Source organism: Leptospira johnsonii (assembly GCF_003112675.1).
GTDB lineage: Bacteria > Spirochaetota > Leptospiria > Leptospirales > Leptospiraceae > Leptospira_B > Leptospira_B johnsonii.
This window is the reverse complement of the sequence record NZ_BFAY01000006.1, coordinates 74,662-96,793: the sequence shown is the minus strand read 5'-3', so window position 1 is coordinate 96,793 and position 22,132 is coordinate 74,662. Positions and strand designations below refer to the sequence as shown.

Annotated in this window: 22 protein-coding genes and 1 pseudogene; 10 read left to right on the top strand and 13 right to left on the bottom strand. The window is 41.3% G+C overall.

What is annotated here, in order from left to right; genetic code table 11:
* Window positions 1–30 precede the first annotated feature (30 nt).
* Entirely contained in the window at window positions 31–1,749 is a 1,719-nt protein-coding gene (locus LPTSP_RS04070; protein WP_108927560.1) for a DUF342 domain-containing protein, read from the bottom strand.
* 224 nt (window positions 1,750–1,973) lie between these two features.
* Here LPTSP_RS04070 and LPTSP_RS04065 point away from each other — a divergent pair, with 224 nt between their 5' ends.
* Both LPTSP_RS04065 and LPTSP_RS04060 read left to right on the top strand, forming a co-directional pair.
* Window positions 1,974–2,579 (top strand): LIC_11485 family protein, encoded by a 606-nt coding sequence (locus LPTSP_RS04065; RefSeq protein ID WP_108927559.1) that lies wholly within the window; start codon window positions 1,974–1,976, stop codon window positions 2,577–2,579.
* A gap of 1 nt (window position 2,580) precedes the next feature.
* A complete protein-coding gene (locus LPTSP_RS04060) occupies window positions 2,581–3,555 on the top strand; it encodes a tetratricopeptide repeat protein (RefSeq protein WP_108927558.1) in 975 nt (324 codons plus the stop codon).
* Here LPTSP_RS04060 and LPTSP_RS04055 read toward each other — a convergent pair.
* The gene (locus tag LPTSP_RS04055; RefSeq protein ID WP_100769381.1) at window positions 3,552–4,016 is read right to left on the bottom strand and encodes a chemotaxis protein CheX; all 465 of its coding nucleotides are present in this window, start codon (window positions 4,014–4,016) and stop codon (window positions 3,552–3,554) included. The genes LPTSP_RS04060 and LPTSP_RS04055 overlap by 4 nt on opposite strands.
* On the bottom strand, window positions 4,016–5,233 hold the full coding sequence (locus tag LPTSP_RS04050) for a hypothetical protein (RefSeq protein WP_167396406.1): 1,218 nt from the start codon (window positions 5,231–5,233) through the stop codon (window positions 4,016–4,018). Before LPTSP_RS04050 ends, LPTSP_RS04055 begins: the two co-directional genes overlap by 1 nt.
* A 104-nt stretch (window positions 5,234–5,337) precedes the next feature.
* On the opposite strand from LPTSP_RS04050, the gene LPTSP_RS04045 reads away from it, so the two are divergent.
* Complete coding sequence (locus LPTSP_RS04045) at window positions 5,338–6,057, top strand: LIC_11490 family protein (RefSeq protein ID WP_108927557.1); 720 nt, start codon at window positions 5,338–5,340, stop codon at window positions 6,055–6,057.
* A 20-nt stretch (window positions 6,058–6,077) separates the two neighbouring features.
* On the opposite strand, the gene lmtA is transcribed toward LPTSP_RS04045, so the two are convergent.
* The 7 genes from lmtA to LPTSP_RS04010 all read right to left on the bottom strand — a co-directional run bounded on the left by lmtA (window position 6,078) and on the right by LPTSP_RS04010 (window position 12,485).
* Window positions 6,078–6,836: a lipid A Kdo2 1-phosphate O-methyltransferase gene (lmtA, locus tag LPTSP_RS04040; RefSeq protein ID WP_108927556.1), complete on the bottom strand. Its 759-nt coding sequence runs from the start codon at window positions 6,834–6,836 to the stop codon at window positions 6,078–6,080.
* Between the two features lie 81 nt (window positions 6,837–6,917).
* Entirely contained in the window at window positions 6,918–7,919 is a 1,002-nt protein-coding gene (locus tag LPTSP_RS04035; protein ID WP_108927555.1) for a DUF4340 domain-containing protein, read from the bottom strand.
* Window positions 7,919–9,589: a GldG family protein gene (locus LPTSP_RS04030; protein ID WP_108927554.1), complete on the bottom strand. Its 1,671-nt coding sequence runs from the start codon at window positions 9,587–9,589 to the stop codon at window positions 7,919–7,921. The genes LPTSP_RS04035 and LPTSP_RS04030 overlap by 1 nt, the downstream gene beginning before the upstream one ends.
* Window positions 9,586–10,332: an ABC transporter permease subunit gene (locus LPTSP_RS04025; RefSeq protein WP_108927553.1), complete on the bottom strand. Its 747-nt coding sequence runs from the start codon at window positions 10,330–10,332 to the stop codon at window positions 9,586–9,588. Before LPTSP_RS04025 ends, LPTSP_RS04030 begins: the two co-directional genes overlap by 4 nt.
* 3 nt (window positions 10,333–10,335) lie before the next feature.
* Complete coding sequence (locus LPTSP_RS04020) at window positions 10,336–11,247, bottom strand: ABC transporter ATP-binding protein (RefSeq protein ID WP_108927552.1); 912 nt, start codon at window positions 11,245–11,247, stop codon at window positions 10,336–10,338.
* A gap of 52 nt (window positions 11,248–11,299) precedes the next feature.
* Window positions 11,300–11,602: an STAS domain-containing protein gene (locus LPTSP_RS04015; RefSeq protein ID WP_108927551.1), complete on the bottom strand. Its 303-nt coding sequence runs from the start codon at window positions 11,600–11,602 to the stop codon at window positions 11,300–11,302.
* A gap of 97 nt (window positions 11,603–11,699) precedes the next feature.
* A complete protein-coding gene (locus tag LPTSP_RS04010) occupies window positions 11,700–12,485 on the bottom strand; it encodes a class I SAM-dependent DNA methyltransferase (RefSeq protein WP_108927808.1) in 786 nt (261 codons plus the stop codon).
* A 59-nt stretch (window positions 12,486–12,544) separates the two neighbouring features.
* Between LPTSP_RS04010 and LPTSP_RS19390 the strand changes: the two are divergent.
* The 5 genes and pseudogenes from LPTSP_RS19390 to LPTSP_RS03990 form a co-directional block, all read left to right on the top strand.
* Window positions 12,545–13,792 (top strand): annotated as a pseudogene (locus tag LPTSP_RS19390) (SpiroCoCo family coiled-coil protein); the annotation flags it as partial.
* A gap of 165 nt (window positions 13,793–13,957) precedes the next feature.
* Window positions 13,958–16,126, top strand: coding sequence for a SpiroCoCo family coiled-coil protein (locus LPTSP_RS19385; RefSeq protein WP_439956991.1), 2,169 nt, complete (start codon window positions 13,958–13,960; stop codon window positions 16,124–16,126).
* Window positions 16,127–16,363: 237 nt separating this feature from the next.
* On the top strand, window positions 16,364–16,597 hold the full coding sequence (locus LPTSP_RS04000; protein WP_010515511.1) for a hypothetical protein: 234 nt from the start codon (window positions 16,364–16,366) through the stop codon (window positions 16,595–16,597).
* A 7-nt stretch (window positions 16,598–16,604) separates the two neighbouring features.
* Window positions 16,605–17,360, top strand: coding sequence for a type I methionyl aminopeptidase (gene map / locus LPTSP_RS03995; RefSeq protein WP_108927549.1), 756 nt, complete (start codon window positions 16,605–16,607; stop codon window positions 17,358–17,360).
* A gap of 13 nt (window positions 17,361–17,373) precedes the next feature.
* Entirely contained in the window at window positions 17,374–18,297 is a 924-nt protein-coding gene (locus LPTSP_RS03990; RefSeq protein ID WP_108927548.1) for a DUF350 domain-containing protein, read from the top strand.
* A 2-nt stretch (window positions 18,298–18,299) separates the two neighbouring features.
* Here LPTSP_RS03990 and LPTSP_RS03985 read toward each other — a convergent pair whose 3' ends face one another.
* Complete coding sequence (locus LPTSP_RS03985) at window positions 18,300–18,662, bottom strand: LIC_11502 family protein (RefSeq protein ID WP_108927547.1); 363 nt, start codon at window positions 18,660–18,662, stop codon at window positions 18,300–18,302.
* Window positions 18,663–18,678: 16 nt separating this feature from the next.
* On the opposite strand from LPTSP_RS03985, the gene queG reads away from it, so the two are divergent.
* Window positions 18,679–19,617 carry a tRNA epoxyqueuosine(34) reductase QueG gene (gene queG, locus LPTSP_RS03980; RefSeq protein ID WP_108927546.1) on the top strand — a complete coding sequence of 313 codons (939 nt, stop codon included), beginning with the start codon at window positions 18,679–18,681 and terminating at the stop codon, window positions 19,615–19,617.
* On the opposite strand, the gene LPTSP_RS03975 is transcribed toward queG, so the two are convergent.
* Both LPTSP_RS03975 and LPTSP_RS03970 read right to left on the bottom strand, forming a co-directional pair.
* The gene (locus tag LPTSP_RS03975; protein ID WP_108927545.1) at window positions 19,582–20,277 is read right to left on the bottom strand and encodes a Pr6Pr family membrane protein; all 696 of its coding nucleotides are present in this window, start codon (window positions 20,275–20,277) and stop codon (window positions 19,582–19,584) included. The two genes, queG and LPTSP_RS03975, sit on opposite strands and share 36 nt — an antisense overlap.
* A gap of 38 nt (window positions 20,278–20,315) precedes the next feature.
* A complete protein-coding gene (locus tag LPTSP_RS03970; RefSeq protein WP_108927544.1) occupies window positions 20,316–21,215 on the bottom strand; it encodes an AraC family transcriptional regulator in 900 nt (299 codons plus the stop codon).
* Between the two features lie 111 nt (window positions 21,216–21,326).
* Between LPTSP_RS03970 and LPTSP_RS03965 the strand changes: the two genes are divergently transcribed.
* Complete coding sequence (locus LPTSP_RS03965; protein ID WP_108927543.1) at window positions 21,327–22,079, top strand: SDR family NAD(P)-dependent oxidoreductase; 753 nt, start codon at window positions 21,327–21,329, stop codon at window positions 22,077–22,079.
* Window positions 22,080–22,132 lie beyond the last annotated feature (53 nt).

Genomic DNA, 22,132 nt, shown 5'->3' with positions numbered 1-22,132 from the left:
GGCAGAGGGCCCGTGATCGCCTCGGATTCATTAATCCGCAGAAGATTCGGAATCCGAAGATTCTTCCTGTAAAAGTCCCAATCGTTTCGGTTTTACCTTAGAATGTGCGATCTGTCCATCTGCTCCCAAGTATAGGAAAGAAGGACCCGGGATCTCTTTTAATTTTACGCTGAACTTTTTATTTCTACCCAGATTTACTTCTACTCCCGGGAAAATTTCTCTCTCCACTTCCACAAAGGAATTTTTATCAGGATCGAAGGATAGAATGGCGGATTGTTCCTGAGCAAATAGATTTTCCAAGACGGAACTGTATTTTTGACGGATTGATTGTAGTTTAGGTAAGCTGTCTTTTTCTTCCGGGCTAAGGCTTCTTCTTTGGGAATCGTCGCTTAATTTTTGGATACTAGTATCTACTTTTTTTAATATATCTTGGTTTTTACGGATTTCGTTCTTTAGATCTTCTAATTCCGAAAGAAGTTCCGGCGGCATACCGCAGCTTAGTACGGTCCTGGTTTCCACAATGGCACCTAACTTAGTGCAGGTGATCATTTTTCCTGCAACAGCTTGACCCCCTATAATTTCTCCTCTTCCTCCTCTGACTACTACGGATTCACCCGCGATCAGCTCCGAATGCATTGCAGCTTCTTCGATAAAGATAGAATTTTTGGCGATGATCTTTCCTTGCTCTACGAATTTTGCGTAGATGTCGGAGCCTGATTCTATCATCCCACCGTTCCTTCCCATAAATCCTCCGGAAAGAACGATATCTCCTTTTGCTTTTAGGTAAACTTTACCGACGGACTTTTTCACTATGATGGATCCGTCAGTCTCCAGAGTAAAACCGTCTGCGATGGATTCTTCTACTATGATCGTACCGGGAAAGTTGATATTTCCAGTGGAGAAGTCTACATTCTCCAGTAAACAGACCTCGTCCACTCGAATGGTGCCAAAACGATCTATTAGAGGTCGGCCGTCTATCAGAGATTGCACTAAATTTCCATCTTCGGAAATTTTAACGTTAGGCCCCAGTTTCCATTCGGCAATTTTGCCTTCTTCAAATGGAAGTACTTCTCCTTTTGTGTTTTTGCCTGGCTTGCCGGGAGAAGGAGAAACTTTTTCAGCAAGTTTCTGGTTTTTCTTAACACTTTGGATGATCTGTATATTCTTAAAGTCCACTCTTCCGAATTCGTCTTCTTCAAGCGTAGGCATGCCCGGGTGTTGGAATAAGATACGTATGTCTCCATCCTTTCCCGGGATAGGAGATTCGCCTTGGGCAACTAAGATTCTTTTTCCGTAATCTTCCGCTTGGGAAAGTTTGAGTACTGATTCTTCTATAATTCCGAAAACGATCCCGTAGGATTGCAGTTGGGAAAGGATCTCATCCCTGGTTAATAATTTTCCGCCGAATTTTGGAGGATGAAGGATCCCGTAGACAGTCATTTTATCTTCTGAAATTTTTAGATCCAGGCTGGAGGCTTCCGGTTTGCCGGGCCATTTCCCGATCAGATGCGGTTCGGAGTCTTTTGATTTTAAGATCCGTTTGATTTCTTCTTCAGAGACTCCCGAAATTTTAAAAACATCCAATCGTTTTAGAATTTCACGATATTCTACGTCCTTCCCCTTCTTTCCTGCTGGAAAGAGGGTGAGATAGGCGAGCCCGTCCAGATTTTCTACTTTGAAAAATCCGTTTTCGTTCTCTTCTAGATCTTTTATTAGGGATTCTGTATAATTGCGGATCGAGTCGCTCATCCTGGGGGGCCGTTGTTGGAGAGTAAGTCCCATCCTATTTTTTACAATCGAAAACCTGTAAAAAGACTTAATGCCTAAGGATGAAAAAAACGTTTAAATTCGTTTATTTTGAGACTGGGCCAGGTCAGTCGAAGTTACTACAAACCTCAGATCCCCCTTCCTTTTTTCCAAAATTATGTCCTTGAAAAATCGGACAAAACGACCGATGATCCTAGGGTAATACTATGGCACTCAACCCATTCTCCATCCTAACCAATATCAGGGTATCGATAGACCAGGTTCTGGGAAATCTTCCCCCAAAAGTGGTAAAGACGATTGGAACGGCGGCTCTCAGCTTGGCTGTCCTAGTCGCGGTCGTTCTCGCCTGGTTCAGTTTCCAAAAAGGTTTGGAATTGGCGGGAGAAGAAGACCAGGCCAAAGAACTGGATCGTAAGGCATTATTTTTAGAAGATATTGAAAGAGAATACAACCGGAAAAGAAAGGATGTAAGATGGAGCGATCCTTCTTATTCAGATGCGGGAAGTTCTTCTTTGGATATCGAAAGATATTCTTTGGACAAACCGAAGATGGAACCTTCTTCCCCTAAACCTGAATTGGAAGAGTCGGACACGATCCGTAATTCTAAAATGAAGGATGGAGATTCCAGGGTTTTCTTTCCCACAGAAAACGAAAGACCTGCTCGAGAGGATTTAGCTCCGAGCGACAAAGGATCCGATTCTCCTCGTTTGGAACCGAGCGTAAAACAACCTAATAGAGAACTTCCTACAGAAAAGGAAGAGTCCAGACTCAGTCGTCCGCCTAGAAAAGAACAAAGACCTAGGGGAGAATGAGATGAAATACATTATCGTTTCTTTAAGTATTTTATTCTTTGCAGGAAATTTGGCTGCGGATTTTCCTCTGCCTATCCCGGAACAGGCAGAAGGAAATTTTTCCTCCAGGGGAACTTCTCCGGATGAACCGCTTCCTCCCATTGATGCGAGCTCAGTAGTCACAGAACAAAGATCAGAACAAGTTGGATCGGAACTGGTTTCAGAAAATTCTACTATAGTCAGCGAAGAGCAAAAGAGCCTAGAGACAAAACCGACCGTTTCAGAGCCTGTAAAAGAGAAGAAGACAAAACTTCCAAATCTTACAGAAAAAAAAGATAAAAAGAACGGCAAGAAGAAGGAAGTAGCAGATCCGAGTCGTGCCGCTTATGAAAGAGGACTTTTACGTCTTAGGAACGGACAAAAAGATGCTGCCAAAGAAGAATTTGGTAAAGCGGCTGCGACGGAAGGAACATCAAGTTCCCAAGCAAAATTAGAATTATCTAAATTAGAAAATGCAAAGGCCCCAGAAGCTAGCGTAGAAGGTCCGGCGGAAGATGATTCCAGATGGAAAACTTCTCTGGAAACAGCAAGATCGCTCCGGGCTCAGGGTAAAAATTCAGAAGCAGAGTCGATCCTTCTTAGGACCGCAACGGAAGGAGAAGGGGAATACAGATCCAGGGCTTTATTGCAATTAGGTGATATGCTTTTCAGGATGGGAAGGTATTCCGACGCTCGCAGTTATCTCATGGATTTTTGGAATCGTTTCGGTAAAACTTTTCCGAATGCGGAAGATACCGCCTCCAGAGAATTCAAAAGACAAAGAGAAGAAAAGGAATTAGGAGCTTATTTACTCTTTAAATCCAGCTATAAGGCAGGAGAAGGGGAATGGGCAAAAAGGTTCTTGAAAAAGTATTTGGATAAATCTGTTTCCGAATCCCAAGGAGTATATTCCCCCCTGAGAACGGAAATGGAATCTTTCGCGAAAAGCGATCTTTAAGTTAAGGCTACGTTTACTTCTAATTTTCCGAATTTGGAAAATAGGCTGATCCCAAGAGCTTGTTTTTTAGGGATCTTGATCGTTTCGTTTTTTGCATCTACGATATTCGGAGCGGTAATCTCAATCGACTGACCTGCGGTTGCGAAAATATTCATCGCGTTACCTGTTGTCATGTTTGCGATCTCACCCAAGATGTCCTTGTATTCGTTCTTGATATCGTCGTCGCTCATGCCTGGCATCAGCTTTTTGGAAATCTTATAAGCCGCGTCGTAGTTCAGACCGTAGATCACTTCTCCGTTGAACGTTCCTAAAACTCCGATGATGATCGCGAGTTCCAGATTGGTTTCCGGAGTATCTTTGATCCCGATCTTTCCACGGATCAGGTCGGTCTGTAATATATCCCGGAAAACGATTGTGGCTGCTTCCAGGAAAGGGTTTACTAACTCGGCGCGGATTTGCATTATTCCTCCGAAACGGATCTAACGGATGCTCGTTCGACTTTGATACTTTCCTCTAGGGATTGTGGAATTTCCATGAGTATTGCAGTGAGTATAGACCCGCTATCCCTGGTTCTTAGGAATGAAGGATCAGGATTTCCTAATTTGACTCCGGAGAAGGAAACGATAGCGTATTTTTCCCCCTCTCTATATGGTCCGATGTTTTTCTTTTGGGTCAAACCTGGAAGGCTTAAATCCTGTAGGAATTTTTTGTCGGAACTCAAAGAGAATACATCTTTACCAACGCTGATCTTTTTCAGGTCGGAGAGAGATTTATTTTTAAGAGAAACAGTTTGTCTTCCTAAAAGTGTAGAGATCTTTTGCAAACCGTCTGGCTCGTTTTGAAGTGCTACTAACTTTGCTTTTAAAGTCTCTAAAGAGTTTTTACGCGCTTCTAATAAGAACTTACTTCTTAAAACGGTTTTTCTTTCCTCAAATGGAATCGCTTTGCCGTCTTTGCCTTTTAAGGTATTTGGATCCAAAGATTCTTTATCGTACAACTCTTTCAGTTGTGCGTCTGTCGGCTCCAAATTTCTTTCGGATGCTTTGACTAGATCTTCTTCCGTGTATAATACTGCGTCCAAGTCCACTCTGGCACCCGAAGCCTCGGAGAGTATGTTTAATTCTCCGTCCGTGCGTCGGATCTCAGTAGGTAGGAAGTTTTGGAAAAGAGACTGGGACACTTTATAATCAATCCTAAAGCGCAGAGGTGCCTGCTGGAGGAACTGACGATAAATTTCTATCGGTTTTTTCAGATCTTCCTCGGAATATCCTGCTCCCTGGAGAGAATTTTTAGAAACTTTTTCAGCTTCTTGCATAAGGGCTTGTTTTTCGGATTCTTCGGTAATTGTGAAACCAACAGAATTTCCGATTTTACGGAAGATATATTGCCCTTTTAAAGTTTGGAAGGCACAGTCCGCCCAAAGTGCCTCGGATCCCTGTCCTTGGTACATCTGGATACAAAATCTTTTGGCAGCATGAAAGGAATCGATCGGAACACTTTGATCGTCGATGCTTCCCATCGTAATGTTTCCCTTGCCGAAGAGCATATCGATACCGGCTTGCTCGACATCTGACTTTAGAAGCATAAATCCTAACATGACTACTAGGATAGTAAGAAAAGTCGCCGATCCGACTTTGAATAAAATATCTTTAATTGAAATTCCGTCTGGATTTGTCATAAAACTACGTTTACAAGGAAGGCTGGCCCGCGCCTGGAATCTGTAAAGGAGAAAAACCGCCCGAAAAATGCTTCAGAAACGGCGAAATTAGATAGATACATATAATGATGCTCTATATTGCCTTAGCACTTATTTTAGTCGGGATCCTCTGCTTTATTTATGTTTCCTTCCAGCCAAATTCTAAAAAAGAGTTTAGCGGCGGCCAATATTCAAAAGGAAACCTGCCTCCAGCAAGAGAGAAAAAAATTTCTCAAGGATCTTTAGCCTCCCTAAAAAAACAGGGACGTCCGGAATCCTATTCTCAAATGGATTCTGCATTTGCAGAAGAAAGAAAGATCCGTCCTCTTTCCGAAAGGCAAAGAATGGAAGCGAGGGAGGCTGAGTCGGAGGTTTCTGACCAAGAAGAATTCGGAACCGAGATCTGGGACGAAACAAAAAGGGGAGAAGTTTTGGAAATGGTAACGGAACCGGAAAGAACCCAACCTAGAATCCCTAAAGAAGAAGAATGGTCCATGGAAGGAGTATTGTTCCTAGATCTTTCCGGAAGATTACCTTACGAGGCGTTACAAGAGAAGATTCGTCCTGAAACTCTAAAAGGTTTTAGAAGAATGGGAAAAGGTAGCATCAGAGAGGTCCCCGGCGGATTTACATTCCATGCCAGAAACTCTGAATTTAGTTATAAACTGAATGAAGTGGAGAAGATCGTTTTTTACGACCAAGGTTTCGCATTACTTCCCTTAAAAAGAGAATACCCGACCCCGATCTTTCTGACCAAGGACGGGGAAAAATTCAAATCTTATTTGGAATATACTTCTAACGCTTAAGAAGGCGAGAAGGCAGGAAATTATCTGCCTTCTACCACCAACCACTTAGTGGTTTTTACTATAACTCTAACAATTGTATAGAACGCGGCGCCGATTCCGAATGCCCAGATCTGAGGTTCGGTGATCACTGCCCAAGGTTCTTTCCAATCTCCGAATCCTACCTTGAAACTTGCAGCATAATCGAATACTACGAAGATCACTAGGATCCCGAATAAACTCGGATATTCTCTTTTTAGAATGTTTCGGAAAGAGAAACCGAGTTTAGGTTTTACATAACCTGAAAATTTAGGAATGAATGCAGGGATCTTATCCGCCCAATTTAGATAATCCTGTCCGAACTTATCTCTTAAGAATTTTTCTTCTGCGAACATTATTCTTTCGTAATAGAAGCCGAAGAATAAAGCGAATACTATAAGTAAAGGTACATCTCTGAAATACAGGACAGGTCCCAAATACATTAGGAAATTTCCTAAGTAAAGAGGGTGGCGAACAAGAGAATAAATTCCCTCTTGGTTGACCACATCCGCTACTTGTTCTTTAGTATTTCTACCGGAAGTTCGGGCAGGAGCGTAGCCGATCACAAAACAACGAACCGCTAAGCCGAGTAAGCTCACTATAAAACAAGCGCCTGCGTAGTATAAGTTGGTCTCGTAAGAATCGTCTAAAAATTCGAACTTGCTTAAGGAGTATAGACAAAGAAGAAGAATAAATCCCGGTATATAAGATCTCCAGCGAAATAGAAAATTCCCCTGCTGATCCAATTCTTCGATTAATGCCATACGAATTCCTTACGAGGTTTATAGTATTAAGGAAGGAAACTTTTATCCCCTTGGAGTGTCAACCATTGATTCTGAGGCGTTTCAGGGGGAAAGAAACCTGGTGGAAAAGTCGGCGAGATCCTTTTGTAGTATCCTTTCCAGGTTCCAGGGATCCAAGACCAATCTGTAACTTAAACCTTCTCTCTGGAAAATATAACTTCCTAATTTGGTCATTCCGATTGGAGAAACTAAATAACGATCCGTAGTAGTAACGATCTCTATTTTGAAATTCCGATCTTTCGGGACAGCAACATATTCTTCCGACTTCTCCAAAAGAACTTCGTCCGCACTTAGTTTTTTGATCTCTTCCAAATAGTTTTCTACTTCATCAGAGGATGCTTGGATCTGCCCGCCGGAAGTTTCTAAGATCCAATTCTCTCCTTGTTTACTTAAGGAAAAATCCCTAGAGGAAAATCCGAAGATCTTGATCTCCGAAACTTTCTCTCGGGCGGGAAAGGGCGGAATTAAGGATCTACTCAGGAAAAAGTCCAGCTTACCTCCGCCTGTTACGGATTTTAGATTTTCTTTTACTAACCAGATCTGATTTTTTTCGTCTAGGATATAGGTCCCGGAACCTTTTCGGACCGGCGCTCCTACTAAAATTTTTCCTAAAGAGTGCCCGGAAACGTCTTTGAGCTCTAATACCGGCTCATCTCCTCCTAATCCGAATTCTTCTTTAGAGACTGAATTGGATTCAGAGAGTAGAGTGAATTTACGTAAATGTAAACAAGTTTGGATCAATTCTTCAATTCTTGCAGACTCTCCCGGCAGTACGAGCCCCGAAGGTAACTGAACTGTCCATCCATCCAGATTTCGGTTGAGGATACTTTCTTGTCCTTTTCTTCCGCTGATAACCGTTTGGATTTCTTCCGATCTGATCTTATAGAAGCTTTCAGAATTTTGATAAGTTTTCTTGAACCAATCCCAGGGATCTTTTGCTATCAAAAGTAGAATGGCTAAAAGTACATTCCCAAAAAATAAAAGGACTTGAGGATGTTCCTTATATGACTCGCGGAGAAGGTGCAGATACTTCGAAAAATCCATTATCCGTTCCTTCTTTTTAATCTGCGGAAAGCATAAAGAGCTAATAAGCCCGGAACCAAAAATAAATGAAATAAGCTGATCGCAGTTTCAAAGAAGAATGGCAAAGGTTTCAGTTTTAGGACTGCAGATTGTTTGGATCGAACTTCTAAAAGATCCGTTTCTCCTTTGAGTATATCGATGGAATTTAATAAAAACGGAATATTAGAGTTTTTCAGGATTTCTGAAAATTCCGGAAATGCCAAAAGATCGGAAACTAAATAAGGAGAACCGAATACTAAAATTCTGCCCGTCTTTGCCGGCCTGCTTTCTGTTGATACGTCCGCGGTTTTAGATCCTTGTTTTTTATCGGAAAAATAGGAAGTAAATTTTCCTTCTGCAATTACCCCTAATACAAAAGGCCCACCGTTTGGTTGGATCGGAGTAGAAAGTATCTGTTTTTCTCCCAAGGAAATCGGTTCAGTTCTCGCTTCCGCATCTGGTCCACTTTTTGCCAAAGGTGTAAACTGTACTTCTTTTTGTTTTTCAGGAAGAATATTTAGACTAGAAGACCAAGGCACCAAAAGGCTTTCTTGGTTTTTAGTAAAGGGGCTGTTCGGATCTAAGGTTCTGGATTTTTGGTCTGGAACGATCCAAGGTGGATAAGGATATTTTCCCAGAACTCCCGGTTCAATTTCGATCACGGAACCCATCGGAAGAGAATGATCCGGCTCTAAAATAATATCGTAGTTAATTCGAATTCCGTAATGTTCCAAAAATCGGACCATTTCTTCGGAGTCTGGATTTTTTTGGGCAAGCCCAGCCCCCAAATCTCCGGAAAGAAGTCCGAAACTTCCTCTTTCGGAGTTCGTTTTGAACTCCATTGTCTTTGCTAAAAGTAGTAAACTTCCTCCTTCTAAAATAAACTTGTCTAGTTTTTTTTCCGTATTTTTTGAAAGAGGACCTCCTCCTATCCAAAGCACAATTTCAGTTTCAGGAGGAAGATCTTCGGTTTCCAGATCCAATTCTAAAATGGGCCCATATTCTCCTCTTAGAACTCTTCTTGCAAAAATTTCTATCCTGTCTTTGGGAGAACTTTGTTCTTGGATGGAAAGATTTCCTTCTAATTTTAAAAGAACGATCCCTGAGTCTCTGTCCTGTCTTTGCATCTTGCGGACAGAATTTAAGATTTGGTATTCTAGATCTTCAGTGAAGAATGCGAATGATAAAACTTCCGTTTTATGACCCAAGGTCAGAACGATCCCCATGAATGCTTGTTTGACCAAGGCGGAATCTCTGGAAGTTTGTTGCAAGATCTGGGGCTCAAGTCCTAACTCCATTGCTTTTCTTGCATCTTCTTCCGAGTTAGAAGGATCATAAAACCGCAAGTAAACATTTTCCTTTCCGATCTTTGAGATCTCTTTTAAGAGTTCCTTACTAAGTTCCGCTCTTGCCTTGTATTCTCCCGGGATCTCGGATGAATAAAACGCGTCTATGTATAAAGGATTATCTAATTCTTTTAAAACTTTTACAGTGCTGGAAGTGATCTGGAATCTTCCGGATCTGGAAAGATCTGCCTTACAAGGAATTGTTGAGAAGATCCCATTTAGCAACACGAACAGTAAAATCCCATTTGCAAATCCGAACCAAGGAGATTTAGAAATTTCTAATAGAGGGCGGAGTAATTCTCTCATGGATAATTTCTCCTGAGAAAGAAAACATTCCCTGCAAGATTTATTGAGATAAAACTAAAAAAGTAAAGTGTGTCTGATAGATCTAAGATCCCCAAACGAAAGGATTCAAAATGAGAGGATAATGCGAATAAATATGCGAATGCGGAAGGCCCGCCGCCGAAAAATTTGAGAACAGGCTGAGTTCCTAACAGAAAAAAGAAAAGGCAAACGAGAACTGTTAGAATATACGAACTGATCTGATCTTTTCCAAAAGAAGAAAGAAAGATCCCAAGGCTTATATAAGCCCCACCTAGTAATATACAACCTAAGTATCCTGCAAATACGATCCCAAGATCCAGATCTCCGAAGGCCCAAATGGAAAATGGGATACTAGCACTTAAACAAACGGTGAATCCTAAAAATGCCCAGGCTGCTAAGAACTTTGCTCCGACGATTTCCCATTTAGAAAGTGGTAAAGTGAATAAGATCTCTAAACTTCCGGATTTTTTTTCTTCGGACCAAAGCCTCATTGTGATCGCTGGAATAAATACAACGAATAGTAGGGGAGTCCAAACGAAATATTCCTCCATACCGGCTACTTTTCTATCCCAGAAAGAACCTTCTCCTAATCCGTAAAAGAATAAGAAGGAAGATAAGAATAAGTAAAGGATAGAGAACACATAGCCAATCGGAGTATTGAAGTAGCTAGCCCATTCTTTTTGAAAAACGGCGAGTAATCCTGATGGCAAGGTTGGAAGTTTCATATCTTAACCGGAAACCAGGTCTTGAAAGACCGATTCTAAGGACTTTTGGGAAATCTTATATTCTAAGATCGAAAAGGTCTCTTTTCGGATAATCTCAAAAATTTCCTCCGGTTTGAGAGAAGAAGATTCCAATCTAAATTTGTTATATTCTCCTTCTTTTTCGGAAGAAAGAATTCTGACATTTTTACCTTCCAAAACTTTTTCTAAGATTTCTTTTTCCGTTTTGGCGATTAAAAGGACCGAATCGGATCTTTTGAATTCCGAAACAGGGAGATCTGCGACTAGGTTCCCTTTATGCAAGACTAAGGCATGATCGCAGGTTTCTTCCACTTCTGATAGTATATGAGTGGATAATAAAACTATTTTATCTTTTCCTAAATTACGAACTATCTCTCTGAAATGAGAAATTTGGATAGGATCTAAACCTGAGCTGGGCTCGTCTAAAACGATCCAATCCGGATCGTGTAGTAATGCTCCTGCTAATGCTAATCTTTGTCTAGTTCCCTTGGATAAAATCCCCGCCAAAGAAAAAGTTTGGGATCTTAGATCACAGATCTCTAATACTTCTTTTTTTCTTTTTTTGAAGAAGGAAGTCTCCATTCCTCTTGCAGTTCCAAGAAAATCCAAATACTCTCCCACAGTCATTTCCGGATAGATTGCGGAAGATTCGGGAAGATAACCTAATCTTTGTTTTATAGTTTTGGGATCTTTCTCCAAAGAGACTCCGTCTAGAAGAACGGAACCTTGGTCAGGCTGTATAAATCCGGTGAGTATTCTAAGTGCTGTTGTTTTACCTGCACCATTCGGCCCAAGTAAACCTGTGATCCTATTTTTAGGTATGGAGAAATTCAGATTGGAAATCGCGACCTTCCCGAAATAGGATTTGGAAAGGTCGGATACCTGGAGAGAGGCCACGAAAGTTATTCTTTCGAGCCTGAAGACCTACGCAACTTCTTTTCCCGGGAGATTATGCTTTGATACGGAGCATTGTATCCACTTTGAACTTACGAAGGATATCCATTAGAGTGGGCTGAAGATTCACCACCTCTAATTTTACTCCGAAATGATCCAAAAGGTTTCTAAGAGTGAGTAATTTAGCAACGCCACTAGAAGTGATTTTTTTGGTTGGGGTCATGTCCAAGGTCAAATTTAAGATATGAGCCCTAGATGCCTGTTCCGAGATTTCATCGAAAACTTTTTCGTATCCGTCCAGAAGTTGATTTTCGAAACGAACGATTCCGTGTTTATTTTGTATCGTTAATTTGGCCATAAGTAACAAGCTTGATTACTGAAATAGACTCCTAAAACCGGACCATCCCAACAATAAAACCTAGCGGAACTCCGGTCCTAATATCCAAACAAGCGACTTATATTTTCCGGCACATAAAATTCCAATAATTCGCCTTGGGAAAAAATTCCCAAGACTCATAATCCGACCCGATTCCTAGAATTTCGAGGCCTGAATCTTGTAGTAACTTCGACCAAGTTTCAAGTGGGTAAGCCCTATGATAATGCTCTTCCAGCACGCCAATCTCAGGCCCTGAAAATTCCAAGCTGGTCTTTAGCACGGAAGTTTTCGGATCGAATTCGTTCTTCCAAAGGAGCTTTGTCTTCCCATGGGTCTCTTTTAGGACCTTGTTCTGAAAATTTTTTCGAAAATTTTCGGCAGTGCTTACATCGAAAAAGAAGACTCCTTTCTTCTCTAAAACCCTTGAAACCTGGGAAAAGACTTGGGAGAGTTCTTCTTCTCTTTGGAAATAATTCAGGGTGTCATGGACTGAGAAAACCAGATCAAATGACTTGGGAAGTGGGGGAAAGGAGAGAAGGTCCCCAAATTTTCTGACCCCTCTGATCTGCTGAGAATCGGCGATTTGAAGCATTTCAGGAGAATTATCGATCCCCCAGAGCTCCGTGGAAGAGGGCAGAAATTTCCAAATTTTGCAGGTGCCGCAGCCCAAATCTAAAGCGAGTTTTGGATGGATTTTTTGGGTTCCTATCTGGTAAGATTCCAAAATCATCTGGGCCCAATCGGAATAAGGGGCCCGTTTCATGAACCCGTCATAAATGCCTGCAAATGCAGTATAAGGCCTTTTTTTAGGGATTGGAGAAATAATTCTTGATTTATTCCCCTGCTCGCGAGTATTCCTATCCATTTGATGCGACATAATTCTTTGAAGGGTTTTCTTCATCGAATCTTCGTGAAACTCTAAGTATGGGCCTAGAATTACTTTTACCCTTTTTAGCCAGTGTAGGCATTACTATCCTCCTTCGCAGGATGGACAAGTCGAATTATAAGCTCAGCCAAATCAAAAGATATACTGGCAAACTCCAGGAAGAATTACAAGAGATTGCCCTAGAAAAAATCCAGTCCGTAAAAGATTCCGGAATAGAATTAGAGATCAGTTTAAAGCAGACCAGAAAACTTGCAGAAGAAGTAAAAGGTCTCAACGAAGAATCCAAACAATTACTGGAAACAATCCGTTCCAACCGGGATTTTTTAAACGCAGTAACCTTAGATCTAAAAGAAGTAGTTCATCTTTCTTCGGATATTCGCCAAGAGTCCCAGTCTATCCAGGATGGATTACAAAGATTGGAACTGGGCAAAAAGGAAGTCCATGGGATCGGAAATCGTATCCAAGAACTACGCTCCGAGGCAGAGGTTCTACTCGAAGCATTCCAAGAAAAATTAAATTTCCGTTCGGACGATATCCTTCAGTCGCTCGCTTCCAAAATTGTGGAGTTGGAAGGATTATTAGAAGTTAAAGCGGATCGTATCGAATCCGGTCTAGAAGAATTAGGTGAAGCATTCCGCCAGAGATTGGAAGCCCAGACCAAGTCATTATATCATGAAACCGTAGGAAAGGTGGATAATGCACGTGAAGAAGTGCAATCCCTTCTGGAATCCGTAAAAGCAAAAGAAGAAGATCTAGATGCCAGAACGGATCGTATGCAAACTGCATTCTTATCAGTTTCCGAAAAGATTGATCGTTTAGAAACTAGAGTAGATGAGAAGGCGGAACTTGCGGATCGTAAGTTAGAAGAAACCTTCTCCCGTAACGAATCAGTCATTCGTCAAAAATACGATCAAGTATTAGAACAAGTAGTTCATTCTAAAGAAGCATTCTTAAACGGAGTTCGTATAGAGATCGAGGCCATTCGTAAAGAAATTGAAGGAATGAGCTTGGAAACTCTGACTAGGCGAGACGAGATCTTAAACGAGACTAGACGCCAAGCAGAAGGGATCAACGACTCCATCAATATCTTCCAAGAGAAATATCTGGAAGCTGAGAACAAATTACTCAAGCAGGCGGATTCTCGCAAAGCGGATCTGATGCGCCAGATAGATTCTTTTGAAGACGAATTCAATCGTATTTCCAGCAGCTTAAGAATAGAAGCAGAAGATCTGAGAAAGGAAATCCTTTCCGGACTAAAAGAATTCCATACTGCATTAGAATCTTCTCGTTCGGAAGAAGAAAGAAAATCTAAACTGAAGTTAGACCAGATCAGAGAATCCTTAGAAGAAGAACTAAAAGTTCTTCAAACTTCTCAGGCGGAAAAATTCCGTGCGGACTGGGAAAATATTAAGGAAAACGTTAAGGACTATTCTTCTCAAATTTCAACTCGAATGAAAGAGATAGAAGGCTCCGTAAAAGAACTAAAAAATTCTTTAGAAGAAGAAGTCGGCGCATTACATGCTTCTCATTCTGATCGTTTCCGTTCCGAATGGGATTCTATTAGAGAGAATGTAAAAATTTTCGACGTCCAGGTCTCTACCCGGATGAAAGAAATGGATTCTTATGTAAAAGATATCCGAGAAGCCTTGGAAGGAACCGCCGGAGATATTTTAGCGGAAACAGAATCCAAAGTAAGCGAGATAGGACTCTCCATCGAAGACGAGTTCCGCAAAATGGACAGAAGATTCGAACACTTCTCCCGTTCTTGGGAAGAAGAAGTTCAGTCCCAGAAAAATCATACCATGGATGCGATCCGTGGATTGGAAGAAAGACTGGGACAGATCCATTTTAAAGGCGCGGAATATCTGCAAGAATTCTCCAAATCTTATGCTGAACAGAAAGATAAGATCGAAGAATTCGTATCTAAATATAAAACAAACTTCCATAAAGAGGGAGATGAGGTCAGAGAGGAACTTGTTTCTCGTTTTAAAGACCTGAAAGCCGAAGCAATTACTAGTGTAGAAAATGTAAAAGTCGAATATTCTGCGGTGGGAGAAAGATTTGAAAATCTTCTACGCAAGAATGAAAAACTTTTAGAAATGCAGGCGGAAAAGATCCGCACTTCTACCGAATCCCAATTGGAAAAAGCGGGTGAGCAGGCACGGGCCGTTCTGGATAAACTGAAAGAGTCCGGCCAAGATTTCTTCGAAAGACAGGAAGAAAAAATAGATCGTCTGAACGATACGATCGACTCTAAGATCAACAGACAATTGTCCGCACTCTTAGATAAGGGCCAGGTCCAGCTTAGCCAATTAGAGGAAAGGATCGCAAAACATTTAGCGGACGTAAAACTACATCTGGAAGAAGCTTTAGATTCAGGGATCAAAGAAAGCGAAAGCCAGATGAAAGAATTCCAAAACCAGGTAAAATACCTGTTGAAAGAAACCGAAGAATCTTCGGAAGAATTCCTAAAAACCGGAAGAGAAGAATTCCAGAAGGCACAAAAAGAATATCGTGTGCTTCAAATCGATCTTCGCAAAGACTTAGAAGAGATCCAAGATGCAAAACGTTCCCTATTCTCGGAACTGGAAGAAGAAGCGGAAAAACTCCGTTCTTCCGTAGATGAGATCTCGGAAAGGATCCTGGATGCGGAAAAACGTTCTGCACTCTTCTTGGATGTAAAAGAAATTATAGAACGTTCCGAAGAGTTTGTTTCCGAGATGAAAGAAGCATTGGAAGACGCAAACCATACGGAAAAAACGTACGAGGATCTGGACCAAAACTTAGTTCGGATCAAAAAGGTACAAGAAGATCTGGAGACCCGTATTTCTCAGGCAGAAGAGAGAAGTTCGGAAATTCTTTCTATAGAAGAAAAAGCGGAAGTCTTAAAAGAAGAATTCGGACGGATCATGGAAGAATCTTCTCAATGGAACGATACTCATCGCAAGTTGGTCGAAGCAGGAGAGAGGGCATTTGAAATGGAATCTCGCTTCTTGGATCTGGAGGATCGTCTAGGTAGAGTTGCCTCCGTTAGGGAAGAGATCAAACTGCTAGACCAAGATAGCCAAGGTCATAAGGAAAACTCCTTCAAGCTGGCCCAAAAAATACGCGAGATGGAAAAAGAGATCTCCGTAATAGAAGCGCGAGAAAGAGAAGTTGCGGAGACTCTTAGGAAGACCGACGACAGACTCGAGACTCTTGCAGGCAGAAAAGAAGAAATACTCTCAGTAGAAGCTAAGTTTGATAAGATAGAAGACCTGATGTCAGAGTTAGGAGAGCGTCATAAACAGATCAGTACTCTCCAACAAAGATTAGATGACATGAAAGAAGGTGCATTATCTGTTAAGGACGACCTAGAAGGTTTACTCTCCGAAGCGGAAGATACCTTCGAAAAACTTTCTACATTCATGGATGTGGTCCAAACCAATATGTCTAAGACCGGAGGGGCGAAATCCGGTAAGACTCAAGGGCAAGATCCCTTAGTAGCTCGAAAGAAAGCAACAGTGTTGAATTTATTTCATAATTTTCATTGGCAGCCAGAGACGATCGCTGAGAAATTAGGGCTCGAAACTTCTTTGGTCCAGACTATCATTCAAAACGAGACGGTGAAAAAGGGATGATTTTTTTCTTGACCCCAATGTTTTCCCCCAATATGTCTCGTTCCCACTTGTATTATACGACATGCAAAAAATTTCATGGGGGAAACCTTTCGTTTTTAATAAAAAACTGAAATTGTAGGGTGGCATTCCGAAAATGATTCCTTTTTTCGAGGCATCTGGAAACGTATCAAAGTAAATTTGACACGTTCCGGCAAGTCTCGGGATGGAATTAAGGAGAAGCTCCCAAAGCTCGTTCGTATGGTACAAAAAAAGAAAACTACTGTTAAGAGGAAGAATTCCATGGCTCAAAGCGCTGAAAAGGATACCCTCATCGTCGCAAGCAAGGTAAAAGCTTATATCAAATCTAAAGGCTTTATGACTTCCGGAGACGCGGTCGATGGCTTGAATGAAAAGTTGTACGGACTGATCGACGATGCTTTAAAACGTACCGAGGCGAACAAACGCACTACGGTTAGACCAACCGACTTCTAATCCATTCTTGATCTACATCAAGAACAAGACTGAAATCGAGAAAATGAGGGCGGCGGGCAAATTAGCCGCCGCGCTTCTGGACTATATATCCGGGTTCATTCAGCCCGGTATAAGTACTCTTGCTATCAATGATCTCTGCGAAGAGTTCACTAAGAAGCATGGAGGCAAGTCGGCTCCTCTAGGTTACAAGGGTTTTCCGAAATCTGTCTGTACTTCGATCAACGAAGTCGTTTGCCACGGGATTCCCAAAGCAGCAGATATTCTGAAAGAAGGAGACATCGTCAATGTAGACGTAACTCCTATTGTGGATGGATATCATGGGGATAGTTCTCGTACTTTTATCGTGGGCGGTAAAACTTCTCCCGAAGTAGAACGTTTAGTAAAAGATGCGGAACGTGCCATGTGGGTGGGAATAGAACAGGTAAAACCTGGAAATCGTGTAAGCGATATCGCAAATGCGATCGATGATTACCTGACTCCGAAAGGATATGGGATCGTTAAAGATCTAATGGGCCACGGAATAGGAAGAGGTTTCCATGAAGAACCTCAAATCCCTCATTATCGCTCTGGCCGTAAACTAGCCAAACTAGAACCAGGAATGACATTCACTATAGAACCAATGGTGAATTTAGGGACCTGGGAAGTGATCTTTTCTAAAAAGGATGGATGGACTGTGACCACAAGGGACGGAAAATGGTCCGCTCAGTTCGAACATACCATTCTAGTCACTGAAAAAGGCTATGAAATTTTAACCCAAGCATAGTATTCTGTCGTGCATGGATTTCGTTTGGAAATATATTTCTTTACTCGGTAAGGATCTTGGTTTTTTCGTTTTAGGCTTTTTAGTCTTTTACATCGGCAAAAAACTCAAGGACTGGACGGAACCTCGTAAGTTAGACGAGGAATTAGTAAAATCCGATAATAGCGCGCTCGCCCTGAGCTTGTCCGGTTATTATATCGGGGTCATTATATTATTTATCACCATAGTTTCCCATCCGGGGGAAAAAGGGGACCTACTAGGGGACCTTTTTCAGGTATCTTCCTTTTCCATTTTAGGAGTGATACTTCTTCTTATTTCCCAAAAGATTAATGATGGCTTGATCCTAGGCGGGATAGACGCAATCGAAGAGATATACGAAAAAAGAAATTTAGCGGTAGCTTCCGTTTTATTCGGAGGAACGATCGCAAGTTCCTTTTTTATCGCGGCAGCATTGAATGGAGATATAGGAGAGAAAGTATTTCCCCAAGGTTTAGGAATCGCAGTTTCTCCACTTGTGGAAAAAACGATCATTGGATCCATTATCTCAGTAATCTTCTTTTCGGTAGGACAGATCGGAATCGTTTTATTCTCCTTATATTATAAACTTTGGATCCCTTATAAACTTAAGAGTGAGTTAGAAGAAAAACAAAACCTGGCTGCAGGAACAGCGTTTGCGGGAGCATTACTTGCAATTGGGATCTTACTTACCAGGGCATTGTTTAGAGAATTTGAATCCTTATACCAAACAGGGATCTTATTACTTTTGGATCTGGGGCTTGCATTCTTGATCATTCCTATTTTACATTTTTTTGCGGATTGGGTTGTTCTACCTGGTTCCACATTGAAGGAAGAAATAGAAAGGGATCAAAATTTTGGAGCAGGACTTTTAGAAGCGGTTGTGCTTGTGTCCTTCTCCGCTATTATATTTTTTTCGGTTTGAAATTAGAATAAATCCTGGGATGAGTATAATTTCCATTCCAGATGATATACTTTTTTGATCCCGAAATCGCAAGCTGCTTGTAAAATCATTTTTTCATCCGATTCTTGGGACAGGATAGAATAAGCGTCAGTTAAATCCGAAACGATCTCGGCAAAGATGTATTTATGAGTAGGTAAGAAGGGGGAAAGCCCTCTTTCCGCAAATCCTCGCAGCGCCCCTAAAAGTCCTGCGAGTAAAATCCTACCTAATGGTCTTGTTCTTTCTTTAGGAAGATCCAAACCGGCTTCTTTTGCCGCGCTTAAAAGCTCCTGGAGCGGAATTCCTCCGGACAAAGAAAGTAAGGATGTTTCTTCTCCTTCCTGCATAAAGAAAGAATAAGATATGCTTCTTGAAAGTAAAGAACTTCTGGATGAACTAAAGGATATCGCGGAGACAAATGGGTTCCAATTATTCGGAGTGGCCCCGGCCTACGTTCCGTCCGAAGACAAAGAGAATATTCTTCATTGGGTCGAAGAAGGTCGTCATGGAAATATGGATTGGTATCCTAAAAACATGAACCTTCGGTTGGAGTTAGAAGGACTTGGATTTAAACCTGAATCGGTGATTGCGTTAGGTGCGTTATACAATGATCCTGAATATGAAAATCTGGATCTTCCTTATCGATTTTCCAGATACGCGATGGGAGAGGATTATCATTCCGTTCTTCGTAAAAAAGCTTCCAGTTTATTGGAATTTCTAAAGAAGAAGTTTCCAAATCAAAAATTCAGACAGGGAGTGGACTCTCTTCCTGTTCCAGAGAAAATTTTAGCGAGAGAAGCAGGTATAGGTTGGATCGGAAAAAATACGAATTTGATCCATGAAGAATATGGGTCCTTCTTCTTTATTAGCCTGATCTTTACGGATCTTCCTGTCCGTTTTGTTTCCGTAAATGCAAAGGACAGATGTGGGACTTGCAGGGCCTGTATAGATTCTTGTCCTACCGGTGCGCTGGAACCTTACAAAATTGACGCTCGAAAATGTATATCTTACAAAACGATAGAAGATCGATCTGAGGATGTTGAATCTTTACATGGTTGGGTGTACGGTTGCGATATATGCCAAGAGATCTGTCCTTGGAACCAGGTAAAGGCGCGCAAGAAAGGTTGGAAAACTGAGATAGGTGAATTTAAGATCCGAGATCTTTTCAAAAAAGAAAATCTCTCGGACCTGGATGAGAAAGAATTCAAAAGTTATTTTCAGGACTCCGCCGTGAGTAGGATCTCCTACAAACAAATGAGAAGAAACTTAAGAGTTTGGGAAAGAGATTCTTCCAAATTTTGATGGAAGAAGTCTATCTACTAACGCTAAAAATCCTGCGATCAATAAGAATAGAACAAATATCCCTACGATATTAATTACCACTCCTGGATAACCTAAACGAGGAACATCCATAATATTATAAGGATACCATTCCATAATGGCGCCTCTGGTCAGAGTGAATATTGCATAGGCGACTGGAAGGATCGCTGCTAATAATATCCTGCGAAGAGTTACCGTTTTTGCAGGCCCGAAAATAATCCAACCAAGAACTGCAAGTATAGGAGCGATATCATGTTCTAAGTGACTTGCTGTATCAGCGATGATATCGTTCTTAGGAACAGTCTGTAGAACGAAATTAAAAACGATCCCAGTGATAGTAATATCGATGATCCCTATCAAACGCCAAATATGAAAAGAAGAAGAGGTCCGATCCAAATTTAATGCAAGAAGTAGAGTAGTAAATCCCAAGATCAAATTGGACTGTGTGGTAAAAAATGAAAATTGATTTAATAAACTGTCAATCCCAGGACCGAATGTACGAGTAAAACCTGCGTTTGGTGGAAGAGAGGATTTATGATGGTAGGCATACCATAGTTCTAATAGAACTCCTACAAAACAAATCAGAGCGGTAGAAGCGAATACTAAGCGGGCAAGGGTAAGGTTGAGTTTAGAAGTTTGCATTTGATTTTTTTCTTCACTAAAATAGATCCGCTGGATTCTTATAAGTTTCGGGAGTTCGTCAATGCTATTTTTTCTCTTAACTGAGAAGCATCTCTGGCTGGAGAGTCCCCGAAAAATCTGGAATATTCTCGATTGAACTGAGTTACACTTTCGTATCCGACTTCAAATGCGGCGCGGGATGCGGAGTAAGCACTATAAACCAGAAGTTTTCTTGCTTCGAGTAATCTAAGTTGTTTTTGGAATTGTACAGGACTTAAGCCGGTGATCTGCTTAAATTGTCTATGAAATGTAGTAACACCTAACCTGGACTTTGCGGCCAGACGTTTTATTTCCATAGAAGCTGTGTAATTTTCCCTAATCCATCGAATAGCTGGATATACGGTTGGTCCCTTTCCTTGGGCTTGGCAGAATTTTCTTAAGCGCCAACCTTGTGGACCAAGAAGGGCTCTATAGAGTATTTCCCTTTCATAAATAGGTGCAAGTGCTGGGATATGTTCCGGAGTTTTTAGAAGTCGGAGCATTCGGACCCAAGCTTCTAAAAATTCGTTCGAAGCTTCGCATGCCGAAAACTCGTCGGAGCCGTTTTCTTCCGGAAAATTTTGGGGAAGAGTATTCAACAAATCTAAAATAGAATCTTGTTCTAATTGAAGACCTAAGGATATATAAGGTCCGGCCTTTCCTTGTTGCACTTTTCCTGTTGCAGGAATATCTGCGGTGATCACAAAATAAGAAGGCGCATTTAATTGGATTGTCTGGTCTCCTATAGAGATCGTTTTGCCTCCTTGAACGACTAGTCCGATCATAGGTTCGTAGATCGCTGCAAGTTGGTGTTCGGATACTTCTCCCTTAATGATCAAAACTCTAGGCAATTCCGTCTTAGTCGGCTCGGTGCTTGCCTTGGTCGTTAATTGGGCGATCTCTTTTAGGATATCGTTCATTCTATAATTATAACATAAAAATGTAAGCGGTAGGATTAGGCAATGAAAAGGTATGATCCGATCTTTACGATTTTCTAAAAACCTCTTACGATCAGAAGATCGGAGGATACTATGAAAGTAGCAATTGTCACTGGAGCAAGTAACGGGATCGGAAAAAATACCGCGATCGAATTAGGAAAACGAGGAATCGGAGTGATCCTTACTTATCATTCGGATAAAAAAGGGGCGGAAGAAGTTGTAAAAGAAGTGGAGAAGAGCGGTTCCAAAGCGGTTTGTCTAAAACTAGATCTAAGCCAAAAGTCTTCTTTTGAAAGTTTTGCTGAGCTTGCAAAAAAGAACCTGGAAGAGATCTGGAAAAGAAAAACTTTCGATTACTTGGTGAATAACGGAGGTATCGGAGGAGGGATGCCATTCACGGAAATCACGGAGGAATATTTCGATCATATATTGAACACGAATTTTAAAGGGCCATTTTTCATAACGCAATATCTTGTTAAATTTATAGAAGATAACGGAAGGATCGTGAATACTTCCAGTTCTTCTAGTCATGGATCTTTTATAGGATATTCTGCTTACGGAGCTTCTAAAGCGGCGTTGACCTCATGGACAAAGTATCTGGCAAAAGAACTTTCTCCAAGAAAGATCAGAGTGAACGCAGTCTCTCCCGGCCCAGTTCATACAAATCTGGGAGGAGGAGTCTTCGATAAACATCCAGAATATATCCAACCATTAGCGGATCAGACTGCGCTCGGAAGGATCGGAAGTCCGGACGATATTGCCAAGGTGATTGTAAATCTATTATCAGATGAATTCTCTTGGGTAACAGCACAGGACTTGGAAGTTTCGGGAGGATTTTTACTTTAAGGGATCCAAAAGGTTTTGCGGGGCGACTTTTCGCTTCGCGAAAACCAGGCTGC